The 12,393-nt window shown below is 68.2% G+C and carries 13 protein-coding genes and 1 pseudogene; 4 read left to right on the top strand and 10 right to left on the bottom strand.

Annotation, left to right across the window (positions count from 1 at the left end; translation table 11 throughout):
* Nucleotides 1–187, top strand: a pseudogene (locus VFA06_RS19275) (hypothetical protein); the annotation flags it as partial.
* 211 nt (nucleotides 188–398) lie between these two features.
* Here the strand turns inward: VFA06_RS19275 and VFA06_RS19270 are convergent.
* On the bottom strand, nucleotides 399–1,097 hold the full coding sequence (locus VFA06_RS19270; protein WP_324842023.1) for an EF-hand domain-containing protein: 699 nt from the start codon (nucleotides 1,095–1,097) through the stop codon (nucleotides 399–401).
* A 348-nt stretch (nucleotides 1,098–1,445) separates the two neighbouring features.
* Nucleotides 1,446–2,222, bottom strand: a complete 777-nt coding sequence (locus VFA06_RS19265; RefSeq protein WP_324842021.1) for a hypothetical protein — start codon at nucleotides 2,220–2,222, stop codon at nucleotides 1,446–1,448.
* A gap of 193 nt (nucleotides 2,223–2,415) precedes the next feature.
* On the opposite strand from VFA06_RS19265, the gene VFA06_RS19260 reads away from it, so the two are divergent.
* Nucleotides 2,416–2,793, top strand: coding sequence for a DUF3817 domain-containing protein (locus VFA06_RS19260; protein ID WP_324842020.1), 378 nt, complete (start codon nucleotides 2,416–2,418; stop codon nucleotides 2,791–2,793).
* Here the strand turns inward: VFA06_RS19260 and VFA06_RS19255 are convergent.
* From VFA06_RS19255 to VFA06_RS19245, 3 genes are all read right to left on the bottom strand, one after another.
* Entirely contained in the window at nucleotides 2,763–3,743 is a 981-nt protein-coding gene (locus tag VFA06_RS19255) for an SURF1 family protein (RefSeq protein WP_324842019.1), read from the bottom strand. The two genes, VFA06_RS19260 and VFA06_RS19255, sit on opposite strands and share 31 nt — an antisense overlap.
* Before the next feature lie 125 nt (nucleotides 3,744–3,868).
* Nucleotides 3,869–5,218 (bottom strand): Tim44-like domain-containing protein, encoded by a 1,350-nt coding sequence (locus tag VFA06_RS19250; RefSeq protein ID WP_324842018.1) that lies wholly within the window; start codon nucleotides 5,216–5,218, stop codon nucleotides 3,869–3,871.
* Nucleotides 5,219–5,367: 149 nt separating this feature from the next.
* Nucleotides 5,368–6,930, bottom strand: coding sequence for a glycosyltransferase family 39 protein (locus VFA06_RS19245; RefSeq protein WP_324842017.1), 1,563 nt, complete (start codon nucleotides 6,928–6,930; stop codon nucleotides 5,368–5,370).
* A gap of 607 nt (nucleotides 6,931–7,537) precedes the next feature.
* Between VFA06_RS19245 and VFA06_RS26125 the strand changes: the two genes are divergently transcribed.
* Nucleotides 7,538–7,612, top strand: a complete 75-nt coding sequence (locus tag VFA06_RS26125) for a 50S ribosomal protein bL37 (protein ID WP_414639585.1) — start codon at nucleotides 7,538–7,540, stop codon at nucleotides 7,610–7,612.
* A 627-nt stretch (nucleotides 7,613–8,239) separates the two neighbouring features.
* Here VFA06_RS26125 and VFA06_RS19240 read toward each other — a convergent pair.
* From VFA06_RS19240 to VFA06_RS19220, 5 genes are all read right to left on the bottom strand, one after another.
* Nucleotides 8,240–8,653 carry a PIN domain-containing protein gene (locus VFA06_RS19240; protein WP_324842016.1) on the bottom strand — a complete coding sequence of 138 codons (414 nt, stop codon included), beginning with the start codon at nucleotides 8,651–8,653 and terminating at the stop codon, nucleotides 8,240–8,242.
* Complete coding sequence (locus tag VFA06_RS19235; RefSeq protein ID WP_324842015.1) at nucleotides 8,650–8,892, bottom strand: type II toxin-antitoxin system VapB family antitoxin; 243 nt, start codon at nucleotides 8,890–8,892, stop codon at nucleotides 8,650–8,652. Before VFA06_RS19235 ends, VFA06_RS19240 begins: the two co-directional genes overlap by 4 nt.
* A gap of 310 nt (nucleotides 8,893–9,202) precedes the next feature.
* Nucleotides 9,203–10,015, bottom strand: a complete 813-nt coding sequence (locus VFA06_RS19230; protein ID WP_324842014.1) for an ABC transporter permease — start codon at nucleotides 10,013–10,015, stop codon at nucleotides 9,203–9,205.
* Between the two features lie 54 nt (nucleotides 10,016–10,069).
* On the bottom strand, nucleotides 10,070–10,912 hold the full coding sequence (locus VFA06_RS19225) for an ABC transporter permease (protein ID WP_324842013.1): 843 nt from the start codon (nucleotides 10,910–10,912) through the stop codon (nucleotides 10,070–10,072).
* A gap of 10 nt (nucleotides 10,913–10,922) precedes the next feature.
* Nucleotides 10,923–11,909 carry an ABC transporter ATP-binding protein gene (locus tag VFA06_RS19220; RefSeq protein ID WP_324842011.1) on the bottom strand — a complete coding sequence of 329 codons (987 nt, stop codon included), beginning with the start codon at nucleotides 11,907–11,909 and terminating at the stop codon, nucleotides 10,923–10,925.
* A 127-nt stretch (nucleotides 11,910–12,036) separates the two neighbouring features.
* On the opposite strand from VFA06_RS19220, the gene VFA06_RS19215 reads away from it, so the two are divergent.
* On the top strand, nucleotides 12,037–12,393 hold a 357-nt coding region (locus VFA06_RS19215; protein WP_324842010.1), incomplete at its 3' end, for an aldo/keto reductase.

Here is a 12,393-nt window from a genome sequence, read left to right as displayed (position 1 = left end):
GGTGGTCGCGGTGTTCGACGGAGACTCGGCGCCGAAGCTGACCCGGGCGTTGACGCTCGGTGCGATAACGCTGGCCACGCAGCATCTGACGGTTGTGCACGGAGCGGGGCGCGCACTGGCCGACGCGGTGGAGAAGATCCCGGATCGTGCGCGCCGTACGCGGCTCAAGCACGCGCTGCGGGATTGACGACTGGCGGCGGGCCGCAGACCGCAGACAGCGCGGTCGGGCCAAGAGACGACCAGGGCGGCGCCGGGCGGTCGGGCCAGGAGGTGACCGGAGCATCCGACCAGTCGGACCAGGAGGTGACCGGAGCATCCGAGCGGTCGGGCCAAGAGGCGACCAGGGCGGCGCCGGGCGGCCGGAGCGGAAGGGCGAGGGGGCGACCAGGGCGGTCAGATCAGGAGGTGACCGGGGCGTCCAGCGGGGTCGAATGCGACCGCCGGTCTCGAACGTTCGCGCGATCGACCGGCTCGCCGACGCCCGGCCCCGCACTCGGCCCTGCACCTGCCCTCGCACTCGTAGCCGAGCCCGTAGCCGCACTCATATAGGCGGGACGGCCGAGCCACCAGTTGCCCGGTGCGTCCGGGTCCCGGCTGGTCCAGTACTCGACGATTGAGCTGGTGAACTGCTGGCGGGAGAGGTAGCCGTCGCGGTCGGTGTCCAGGTGGTCGAAGGCCTCGGCGAGCACGGCACGCGTCAACTCGGGGAAGTGGCCGTGCTGGAAGGCCCAGAACTCCTCCCGGTTCACCCTACCGTCGCCGTCGACGTCCGCGAGACAGAAGAAGGTGTCTGCGAGCGCGCCAAGGATGGCCTCGCGGTCGGCCGGAGAACCGTCGGCCAGCGCCAGATTGGACCTGACGAACTCATCGCGGGTCAGCCCGCGCGAGCCCGCAGGCAGGTGCGGCAGATGCATGAGGCGCCACACGTTGAGGTAAGCCTCGATCATCCGGGCCTCCTCCTCGGAGCCCAACGCGTACCCGATCGCGGCTGCCGCGCGCCGGCCCATGGCGACGTGCGAGGGCCCGTCGAGGACCCCGCCGCTTCGCGCCGTGAGCTGGTCGAAGCCGAACTCGATCTTCGCGGTGAGCATGTCCACCGGCAAGAGGCGACCTCCTCGGGATCGACGGCGGTTCCCGCCTCTGATCCAGCCATTCTGCCACGTAGTCACCGGGCTTTTGCTCAATGTGACGAATGGACTTCAGGAGATTGGCGTCACGGTGGCGGCACGTAGCCAACGAGGCTGGAGGGATAGAGGTAGCCGACGGCGCATGTGGCGAATAGACCAGGGCGGCTGGCGGCGTGCCTGGCGAAGGTTCGGCCACCTGACGCGTCCTGGCCTGGCAAGCACGCAGGCGGACAAGCGAGCGAGCGGGCAGGCGTCATTGTGTTACGAGGACCGGCAAGGATGGCCCGACGGCGGCGTAAGGCATCCGCCATGGAAGAACTACCTGGCGGCGTCGGCCCCGTGGCCGTGCTCTACCTCGTCTTCCTCGTCCTCGGCTTCCTCATCGTCTTCGCCGTCGTCGCCGTCTTCCTCGTCCTCGACGTCTTCCGCGTCGTGCAGAGCGGCCGCGGACTCATCGTCGGCGTCCTCTTCTTCTTCCTCGTCGTCGAGTTCCTCCTCGTCGACCAGGTCTACGCGGTAGAGCAGCTTTTGCAGGTCCACTTCCGAGAACGGGTCGTCGTCCCAGCCGCCGACAGCCTCGGGGTCCGCGGCGACGACCCACGTCGTCGCCTCGATCGCCTCAAGGCCGATCTCCTCGGCGCGGTACGAGATCTCGTCCGCATCGAACGCGTCGAATAGTTCGGCGACCGCGGCACGGCTGTCGCCGGACTCCGCGTCGAAGTCCTCCGAGACATTGCCGGCCGCCGCTGCCAGCGCTTCGGCGTCGGTGATCAGGAAATCGCGCCGGATGAACACCGAGAACGCCTCGACCTCTTCCGGTCCGGCGTAGACCGCGTCCGACTCCGGGGGCACCACGTCGAACGGCGTGACCTCGTCGTGCACCGTGTAGAGCAGCTCGTCGTACTCCTCGGCCGCCGAGGCCAAGGCGTCGAAGGCTTCGAGCACGGAAGGGTCGAGTTCGTCGGTCCGCGCCTCCACCGCCGCCAGGTGCCGGTCGATCGCGAGCTTGAGTGCCTCGGCCGCCGCGCGTACCTGCGCGGGCGTGGGGTGAGTGCCGTTCAGCGAGGGCGGTGCGGACGGCGTCGTCTCGGACATGGGGATGACGGTATCGGAGTCGGGGCCTGATTGGCACGTGCGTTCCGGCCCGGCTCGCGGCGTTGCGCCGAATGTGCCCGGGCGGGTTGGCCGCTCCCCTGGCCACACCCCGAGTCTGCCGTTGCCGTATCGGGCGATTACGCTGCTTTCAGCGTCCCGTTCCACCGCTAGAGTCCCCGCGAGGTGTCCGAAGATGGCAGTCGCCAAGCCCGTTAAGCGCTCGCCGCTCGTCAACGCCTATGTGGCCTTCGCGTGGGCTACCGGCGTGATGATGGTGATCCTGGTGTTCGTCGGCATGCCGCTCAAGTACTGGGCGCACTCAGGCGAGGTCGACAAGATCGTCGGAATGATCCACGGGATGGGTCTCTACCCGATCTACGTCATCCTGTGTATCGCGACCGCGTTCATCTACCGGCTCTCGATTCCGCACATGGCGCTGATGGCGCTCGCGGGCCTGGTTCCGGGCCTCTCGCCGTACGTGGCGGGACGCACCCTGAAGCACATCGACGCACGTCAGGCCGCGCGGATCCCAGGACAGGCTCAGCCGGCGGACTCGCCGATCTCGCGCTGAGCGGCTGCCGCGCTCGGCTGGGGTTCGGCCGACTGCGGCTCGTCCGGGCTCATCGCGGTCGCTACCCGGATCTCAGCCTGCGCCTGTGGCCGCATCTCTATCTCTGCGCGCGCCTGCGAGTCTGCCTCAGCCTGCGCCTCGGCCAGCGCTGCTGAAGCACGAAGCTCGCGGCGCCAGTGCAGCAGGTACCAGCCGACGGTGACGATCGCGAACAGGCACCACTGGAACGCGTAGCCGACGTTCAGCAGATCCCAGCTCGTGCCGTGCGGAGGCAGCGGCGCTGGAACCGCCTTAAGACCGCCCGAAAGAGACGCGGAGTCCGTGGCGGACAGGTAGCCGTCCGGCAGGTGGTAGGGCCACAGGTTCACCAGCTGCGCCGCGGAGATGACGCTGACCTCGTGCGGGCCGGAGGCACTGCCGGGCGCGAAGGTCTGCACGATGCCGTTCTGGTTGACCGACCCGGTCGTGGACTCGGACGCGGCGGCCCAACCGGTCACGGTGACCTGACCGGTCGGCGGGGCGGGCATGCTCGGCTGCGCGCTCCCTGCGCCCGTGGCGGGCAGCCAGCCCCGGTTGACCGTGATCGCCTTACCGGGCGCGGTGACCAACGGCGCGATCAGGTAGTAACCGTTGTGGCCGTCGAGCGATCGTCCGGGCACGAGGAGCTGCCGCGTCGCGTCGTACGTACCTCGCGCCGTTACCGCCTGGCCCACTTTCGTGCCGTCCACGCCATCTGAGGTAATCAGCGACTCGGCGGGCACCGGCTTGCGCCACGAGGCGAGCTGCTGCGGGGTGAGCGGGGCGACCTTGTGGCCGACGTGCCATTGCCAGCGGCCGAGCAGCAGGAACACCACGACCAGCACGACGATGCCGACGTGCGCGGCGATCCATCGCGGCGAGCGGAGGTCGTCGGCGGTGAGGTGGCGCTGGACTGCTGCGGACTCGGACACGCCTGCAAGTATCCGTCGGGAAATCCGCGGCGCGTGCATCGGGGTCGAATGACCGTCGGATAACCGGATGGATCTGGATCTCGACCTGGATCGGGACCGCACTCGCCGCCTAAGCGTCTTGCCGCCTAAGCACGCCGCCCGGCCAGACCCGGCCTCTCCACACCCGCGGCGATCACGGTCCACCCCTTCGCCGAGGGCTCGTCCAGCCGCAGATCGAACTCGAAGGTGACCGGCCGCCGCTTGTGCGCGTCGCCTTGGAGCACCTCTTCGGTCTGCCGGTCGACCTCGTAGTAGATGCCCTCTGCTTCGACGGCGACGTGGAAGACGATCGGGTCGCGCGAGAGCAACGAGCGCACCTCGATCGACGCGATGACGGCGTCACGCATGACAGTGCGGTTGACCGTACGCACGGACGTGAAGTCGAGGCTGCCGTCGTTCATGGCCCATTCCTCGAGGAACTGCTCGATCGCGACCTCGAGGACCGGCTTGTCGAACCGGCCGTCCAGGGCGCTCAGGTCGCTGGCTGCGGCGTCGGCGTCGGTGCTCCACGAGATGGTGGTGAGCGACAGGATGTCGGAGAGGCCCTTAGCCGAGGTCTTCTCGGCGACGTCGAGCACGGCGTCTCGGGCGATCGCCTTCTGATCCCAGCTGTCCGTCTCGATGGCGTCGGTCAGGTGATGCGCGCCTTCGGCCGCCTGCTCCACTGACGACACGATCCACGTCCCGGAGTCGTTCTTACGCAACGTCCAGTACTCAACCGGGCTCGTCGAGCCGTCTGAGCGCACGGCGCGCGAGCCGTCGTCGCGGCGTACGTAGTCGTTGAGCGTCGCAGTGATCCGGAAGGTGACCGTGTCGTTCCTTTCACCTGCCCGGTTGGCGACATCAACCAGCTCGACCATCGGACCGGAGATGATCTCCACGACGTTGACCTCGCCACGCGACGCGTAGTCGCGCAGTTCGTCGGCCCACTTGCCGTAAAGCACCGGGGAGAGGATCTGCCTGAGCGTGGCGTAATCGCGATCGGTCCAGGCCCGCTGGGCGGTCGTGTACAGCGAGACCGCACGCGCCTTCAGCTCATCGACGTTGAAGGACGCATCCGTGTCGGCGAGCGCGTTGACTTGGGCTTCTACCTGGGCGGAGCGTTCGCGCGCGAGCGCGTCGGAGCGGTGGGCCGCCCGGTCGGACACCGTGTTGAGGCTGCGTCCATTTCCCGACTTTCGGGAGCGGGAGTAGAACCACCAGAGCAGGACGAGGATCACCACCACGAGCAGCAAGGCAGCCCCGCCGCCGCCGACTCCCCCGACGAAGCCGGTTCCGTGGAAGCCGCCGCCACCGCCGAAGCCCCCGCCGCCACCACCGCCTCCGCTGCCGCCGCTGAATCCGTGGCTACCGCCCCCACCGCGGGCGTACGCCGCAGTCGGGCTGCTCAGCGCAGCGACCGTTGCGAGCACGAGTATCCGTCGACCGGCACGCACGCGCGTCCTCCTTGAAACGCAGAAATCCCCTGTAACAGAGTAGGGCGCGACGGACGTTCAGTGATGCTCTCGACCGTGCTCGACAGTGGCGGCATGTCGAGGTGGCGCAACACTGCAGGTCCGGCGCCGCGCCAGATGCCGGTTCGCCGTCAGCAGGGCGTGCCCGAGTCGTACACGTACAACCGGGACGTGCCGGCGACCAGGAACGTCGAGTAGGTTACGACCCTCTCGAGCTTCCAGCCATGCCTGGATACCTTGCCCATGGTGATCACGCGGCAGGAGGCGACCCGGGAGAAGTAGCCCTCGAAGCCCATCCCGGACGACGGATACCTGTCGACCATTCCGGCCGGCGAGTAGTAACCCAGCCATTCGAGGCCCGCATCGATCCGCGCGGCGGGCACTCCGGACTGCGCGACCTGGGTGGCGGTGCGCCAGCGCTGCGTGTCGAAGCTGAAGCCGTTCGCGGTGATGGCGAGCGAGAGCAGGCCGACGGCCAGTCCCGCGGCCACCGGGGCGATCAGGCGTCTGCGCATCCGTGGAATGTCGCGCTCGACGGCCGGCGCGAGCACGATGACCAGCAGCCCTGGCGCGAGCGCGATCAAGTAGCGGTCGGAGATGTTCTGCCCGAGAAGGTTCGTCGCCACCGTGCCCACCGCCGTGACGAGCGTGAAGACTCCGAGGATCGGGCCGACGCGGCGATAGTTCTCGATGACGAGCCCGGTCAGCAGCGAGCCGGACAGGCACGCGGCAGCCACCACCAGCCACCAAAAGTGGTGCGGGAACACGACGCGGTCGTCGCCGTCCGGCATGACCGCCGCGTAAGCACCGTTCCACGCAAGGTAGTTGCCCAGGAACAGGTTCTTCGGATGAAAATCATGGACCGTCATGACCGCGGCAGCGGCGGTCAGCACGGCCGCGATTTGGCTGTGCCGCCGCCAACGCCAGGGCCGAGCGGCGTACGCGACCGCGGGAGCAAGCGGCAGCGCCAGCGTGAACCAGGATCGGCAGATCAGGTTAACTGCCGTGCCCAACGTGGAGGTGACGACGGCGTAGTTCGGCGGATCCACCTTCGGCAAGCCGCTGTGCCAGGCGTCGAACCCGAGATACAGCACCGCGGCGAGAATCGTGACGCCGATGGTCATCAGGGGACGGAGCGCACGACGGTAGCGGTCGATCGCGAGCGCACACACGGCGACGGCCACCGGCGCGGCACCCGACTGTTCCCGGATCGTCATGCCCCACAAACCGCAGGCCATGGACAGCACGAACAGGACCATCGAGCCGCGCTCCAGCGCGCGGCGGCCGAGAGCGAGACAGAGCAGCGCCGCCGTGAGCGCGGGGACATCCGGCATGAAGGAGGTGGCCAGCAAACCGAAGCCGGGCCAGAGCGCGACCACCAGCGTGGCATAGCCGGCGCCACGGGTTCCGAGGGCCGGCCGTGTGAGGTCGTACACCGCGAACAGGCCGACGACCGCGAGGACCGCGACGAACAACTGCTGCACGACGATCGACGAGGCGAGCGGTCCTAGCACGACGAACTGGCCTACCAGCGCGGATCGGTTCCAATCCAGTAGTCTGATATGCCCGGTGCGTCCGAATGTCTGCGCGATCCGGCTGTAGGACCAGGCGTCGTTGTGCGGAATCGAGAGGTTGCCGGTCGCTGCGGCGACCACAACCGGAAGCAGGACGCCCAGCACGATCGCCAAGATCAAACCGGCGTGCTCAGCGGCGAAAGCTGCGGAAAAGGGCGAGCCGCCACTCGGCCGTTGGGCTGCCCAGTGCCTCCGGCGACCGCGGTGTGAGGCGGCGGTGCCCTCCACGGCTAGGCTCGGCGGCCCGTCCTGCGGAGGAGACGGCAGCGGCGCATGCTGCTCGGTGGCCACGTCTGCCGTGCTCAATTGCCGGCCGGCCGAATCAGATACCGTCACGTCTAGAGATCCAATTTCACCTAAGAGCGTCGTCCAGACGGGTTGCGAACGCTTCCCGCGCCGGGCCGCCGAACTGCGCAGAGCGGCGACGCAGCCACCGCAGGGCATGCGATAACGAGGATCAGCAGGACCATAAGGTACTACTCACCGGCCGCAGATTCGGTCGCCGTCCGGTTGGCTCGCTCGGTTCCCCCGTACCGGACACCCGGTGCACGCCGCCGAGGCCGGACCAGTGCTGCCGCGAGCCGGTCGAACCCTTCGTTGAGAACGGTCTCGCGTTTCGAAGATGACGGCCTAGGCCATTGCGAGGCGTGAGCGTCGACGATGGCTAGACTGGCGAACGCCTTAAACACCCGGACGCGCCGCAGGCGCACTGACGAGGAGAAACGCCATGGCAAAGGGCGGTAACAAGAAGCGGGCCCGCAAGAAGAAGAAGGCAAATCACGGCAAGCGCCCCAACTCCTGATCGTAGACGGATGACGCCGCACTCCTGGAACATCCGGGAGATGCGGCCCATCGCGGGGCCAGCTCTGACCGGCCCGGAATGAGGTTTCCGCCGAGCGCGGCGTCCATGACCGGCTCCGCCAACCCGGCGTCACGCCGCGCGGGACTCGACACACGTGGGCCTGGACAGGGCCTGATCCACGGGGACCCCGGATGGGTGCGGACACGTAACCGCCGCCTGTAAGCCTGAGTCAGAACGCTCGGCGCCGACGCGCCCGCGTCAAGACAGCAGCAGCCTGCCGATGCGGCGGGAGGCGATGCCGAGGCCGACCGCGCCGACCATCAAGCCTCTGACGATCTCGATGCCCTGATAGAGCGCGGCACTCCACGAAGACCTGCAGCCAGCGGGGGTAGACGCCGAGCAGGAAGAACGCCGTGGAGAACAGGAACATCGGCATCATCGCCGTGGGCCTTCAATCACGGACAGGGCCGCCGACTGACGCGCTCTCGGACGCTGGCGCCAGTGACACTCGTCGACGATCTCGCAGGGGGCTCGGCGTCTCTGAAGTCGCTTCGACGGTTAGCCAAGGGCTCACGCTCGGCGTCGTCAGCTCAGTTGAAGCGCCCACTGCGCCGAGAGCTACCGCGTTCAGACCCGCGCGTCACGCACGCGCAGCTCGGGGAGAACACGGGCAATCGCTGGGAAGTCGTTGTCCACATGCAAGACGGTCAGGTCGTGGTGGACCGCAGTCGCGGCCACCAGCAGGTCAAGCACGCCGGGCCCGCGGTGCTGGGAATGCCCGGTCAGCTCGTATTGGGCGCGCTCGGCCCACCGCCATGGGTCTTTGGGCATACCTACCGGCGGGAACATCGCGTCGAGATCAGTTTCCAACTCCGATCGGTGTGCCGGGCTGCGTGCACCAAAGAGCACTTCAAGCCGGGTGGGCATGCAGTGGCGCAGCAGTCCTTCCGCCAGAAACGGTAGCCACCGAAGGCGCAGGTCATCCTCATTGCGCAGGATCCGCCACACAGCGCTGGTATCGATCAGGTACGCGTCGCTCACCGCTGTGACGCATCTGGCTCGGCCTCGGTGCCCTTGCGGTGCTCCCACGCTGCTACAGCAACGTCGAACTCGCCGCGCTCGTACCGTTCAGCCATCCGCTCCAGGGCGGCAAGGCGGCGCCGACGAGCGTTGACCTCGCGCAATGCGGTATTTACGGTGTCTTTCTTGGTGGCGGTGCCGAGATTGCGCATCGCCTGCTCCAACTCGTCATCATCGAGATCGATCTGCGTGACGGTCACTGGCAAACCCCTTTCATGTATCCACTCGGCATACATGCTACAGGGAAACGATGTACACCGCAGGGGCTGTCGGCACTCTTCAGTGCCAAGCTGAGCCACCGGGAGACCAGCGTCGGCCAAGCCGGCGAGAGGAGACGGGCAGGAACATCGGCGTCATCGCAAGCGTGACTCACTCAAAGGTTAGTTGGCCGAGTACGCGAGACGCCGGCGCGGAGCGGACACGGGCTGACCTGCGCGGGGGCGGGTGGGTGGGGACGCGTAACCGCCACCGCAAGCCCGAGTCGGACCGCTCGGTGCCGACGCGCCGTAGTCAGGACGTCAGCAGGCGGCCGAGGCGGCGCGAGGCGATGGCAAGACCGACCGCGCCGAGGATGGCGAGGTAAGCGGCGCGGCCGAGCAGGGCCGGTTCGACGGTGCCGAGCATCAGGCCTCTGACGATCTCGATGCCCTGGTAGAGCGGCGTGCACTCCACGAAGACCTGCAGCCAGCGGGGGTACACGCCGAGTGGGAAGAAGGTCGTGGAGAACAGGAACATCGGCATCATGGCGAGGGTGACCCAGTCGAAGTCCTGCCAGGACCTCATGAACGTCGTGCAGGCCATGCCGAGGCCGGCAAAGGCGAAGCCGATCAGCACCGCGGCGGGCAGGGCCAGCGGCGCCCACCAGGACGGGGTCGCGCCGAAGCCGGCCGCCACGCACAGGAACGCCGCCGCGTACAGCAGGCCACGCAAAAGCGCCCAGCCGACCTCGCCGAGCGCGACGTCGCCGACCGTCAGCGGGGTGGCCAGGATCGCGTGGTAGTTCCGGCCGTACTTGATCTTGAAGAAGATGTTGAACGTCGAGTCGAAGATCGCGCCCTGCATCGCGGCGGTGGCCAGCAGCGCCGGGGCGACGAATTCGACGTAGGTGACCGGTCTGCCGCCTGGTCCGGTGACGTTCGGGATCAGCTTGCCTAGGCCGACGCCGATGGACAGCAGGTAGAACACCGGCTCGAAGACGCCGGAGATCAGGATCAGCCACATGCGGCGGTAGGCCAGCATGTTGCGCTCGATCAGGTGCAGCGAGCGCTTCGAGCCGAGGCCGAACGCCGGGACGGCGCGGGGCGCGTAGCTGAGCGTCGTCATCGCTCTCGACTCCATCCTTGTCAGGTCGGGTCTTGCCGGGCTCTGGCTCTCGCTTTAGCGGTAGAGCCGGCGGCGGTAGGTGATCCGGGCGATCGCGTAGCCGCCGAGCGCGAAGGCGAGCAGGTACGCGACGTGCACCAGCGACGCGGTCCAGGTCGCGCCGCCGAGGGTCAGCGACCGGCACAGCTGCACGCCGTGCCACAGCGGGGTCACGTACGCGATCGGGTGCGCCCACGCCGGCAGTTGCTGCCAGGGGAAGAACGTGCCGGAGAACAAGAACAGCGGGGTCATCACAAAGCGGAACAGGGCGCTGAGCGACACATCGCTGTCCAGCGTGATCACGTAGGCCATGATCGGCAGCAGGAAGGCCGCCCCGGTGAGCACGGAGGCGGGCCAGGCCAGGATGCCGAGGCCGGAGTGCAGCGTGCCGAACGCGCTCATGAAGGCGAAGAAGATCCCGCTAAGCGCGGCGAGCCGGGCGAGCGCGAGGGCGGCGTGTCCGGCGACGACGTCCTCGGGCCGCTGCGGCGTGTTGACTGCGGCCCAGTAGTTGCCGAACCACTTGACGCTGCCGAGCACCGGGTACGTGCCCTCGCCGAACGCGGTCTGCATCGCGTTCGCGGCCAGCACTCCGGGCGCGACGAAGTCGAGGAAGCGCACGCCGCCCGGCAGGCCGCGGCCATGGTCGACGAGGGTGCCCAGGCCCAGGCCCATCGCGGTCAGGTAGAGCGCGGGACCGAAGATCGCGGACAGTACGGTGCCGCGCCAGGTGCGCCGGGAGTAGGTGACCCAGTAGCGGAATTGGCGGTAAGTCAGGCGCAGTGCCCCGGGAACCTGCGTGGGCGGCAGGTAGCTCGGCGCGGGCGCTGCGGTGGCGGTCGGTTCGAGCGTTGTCATCGCGCCGTCCTCAGTCGACCAGGGTGCGGCCGGTGAGGGTGAGGAACACGTCCTCCAGCGTGGAGCGGCGCACCAGGGCGGTCACCGGCTCCAGGCCTCGTCCGCGCACGGCTTGCAGCGCCGCCTCGCCGTTGTCGACGTAGAGCAGCACGCGGTCGGGCAGCACTTCGACGCGTTCGGCGATGCCGGCGGCCTTCTCCGCTGCCTGCTCCTGTTCGTCGAGCGGGAAGCGCAGCTCCAGCACCTCGCGGGTGGAGTAGCGGCCGATCAGCTCGTGCGGCGCGCCCTCGGCGGCGATGCGGCCCTTGTCCATGACTACCAGCCGGTCGCACAGCTGCTCGGCCTCGTCCATGTAGTGCGTGGTGAGGATGAGCGTGGTGCCCTGCTGCTTGAGCCGGTAGAGCCGATCCCACACCACGTGCCTGGCCTGTGGGTCGAGGCCGGTGGTCGGCTCGTCGAGGATGAGGATCTCCGGCTCGTTGATCAGCGAGCGGGCGATGGTCAGCCGGCGCTTCATGCCGCCGGAGAGCGGTTCGACCTTGTCGTCGGCGCGGTCGGCCAGCTGCACGAAGTCCAGCAGCCGCTCGGTGCGCTCCCGGATCACGGCGCGCGGCAGGCCGAAGTAGCGGCCGTAGACGTGCAGGTTGTCGCGGACCAGCATCTCGGTGTCGAGGGTGTCCTCCTGCGGCACGACGCCGAGCCGGGCCCGGATCGCGGGGCCGTCGGCGGCCGGGTTCATGCCGAAGATCCGCAGGCTGCCGCCGGTACTCGGGGAGACGCAGCCGATCATCCGCATGGTGGTGCTCTTGCCCGCGCCGTTGGGGCCGAGGAAGCCGAACACCTCGCCGCGGCGCACCTCGAAGTCGACCCCGGCGACCGCGGTGAACGGTTCCGCGCCCTTCTTGGTGAAGTGCTTGGTCAAGCCGCGGGCCTCGATCAGGACCTCGCCAGGGACCGCCTGCGGCGAAGTTTGGGGAGGGTGGGATCGTCCAGACACCCTATCGACGCTACTGGTGCCTACCGACAATATTCGAATGGTTTTCGGCTCAGGGCGGTGCCGCGCGGGCCTTCGCAGGGACCGCCGGTAAAGCCGGGCGCTAAGCGGGCGCTGCTAAGTTCGATCCATGGCGAAACTTGGGAACACCGATCTGGACGTCTTCGGGCTGTGCCTCGGCGGCAACGTGTTCGGCTGGTCGGCGGACGAGGACGAGTCGTTCGCGATCCTGGACGCTTACGCGGCGGCCGGGGGCAATTTCATCGACACCGCGGACGTGTACTCGCTGTGGGTTCCGGGCAACACCGGCGGCGATTCCGAGCGGATCATCGGCCGCTGGATGAAGTCGCGCGGCAACCGGGACGCGATGGTGATCGCGACCAAGGTGGCTAAGCTGCCGAGCCGTCCGGGGCTGTCCGCGGCGAACATCCGGGCAGCCGCCGATGAGTCGTTGCAGCGGCTCGGTACGGACTACATCGATCTGTAC

It is taken from the genome of Actinocrinis sp. (genome assembly GCF_035653575.1).
GTDB lineage: Bacteria > Actinomycetota > Actinomycetes > Streptomycetales > Catenulisporaceae > Actinocrinis.
Note: the sequence above shows the minus strand (reverse complement) of the source record. Positions and strands in the feature narration are given on the sequence as shown.

Excerpts from the sequence above, each read along its gene's own strand:
- VFA06_RS19265 (WP_324842021.1), bottom strand. The coding sequence starts at position 2,222 with ATGTCCGAGACGACGCCGTCCGCACCGCCCTCGCTGAACGGCACTCAC.
- VFA06_RS19260 (WP_324842020.1), top strand. The coding sequence starts at position 2,416 with ATGGCAGTCGCCAAGCCCGTTAAGCGCTCGCCGCTCGTCAACGCCTAT.
- VFA06_RS19230 (WP_324842014.1), bottom strand. The coding sequence starts at position 10,015 with ATGACGACGCTCAGCTACGCGCCCCGCGCCGTCCCGGCGTTCGGCCTC.
- VFA06_RS19225 (WP_324842013.1), bottom strand. The coding sequence starts at position 10,912 with ATGACAACGCTCGAACCGACCGCCACCGCAGCGCCCGCGCCGAGCTAC.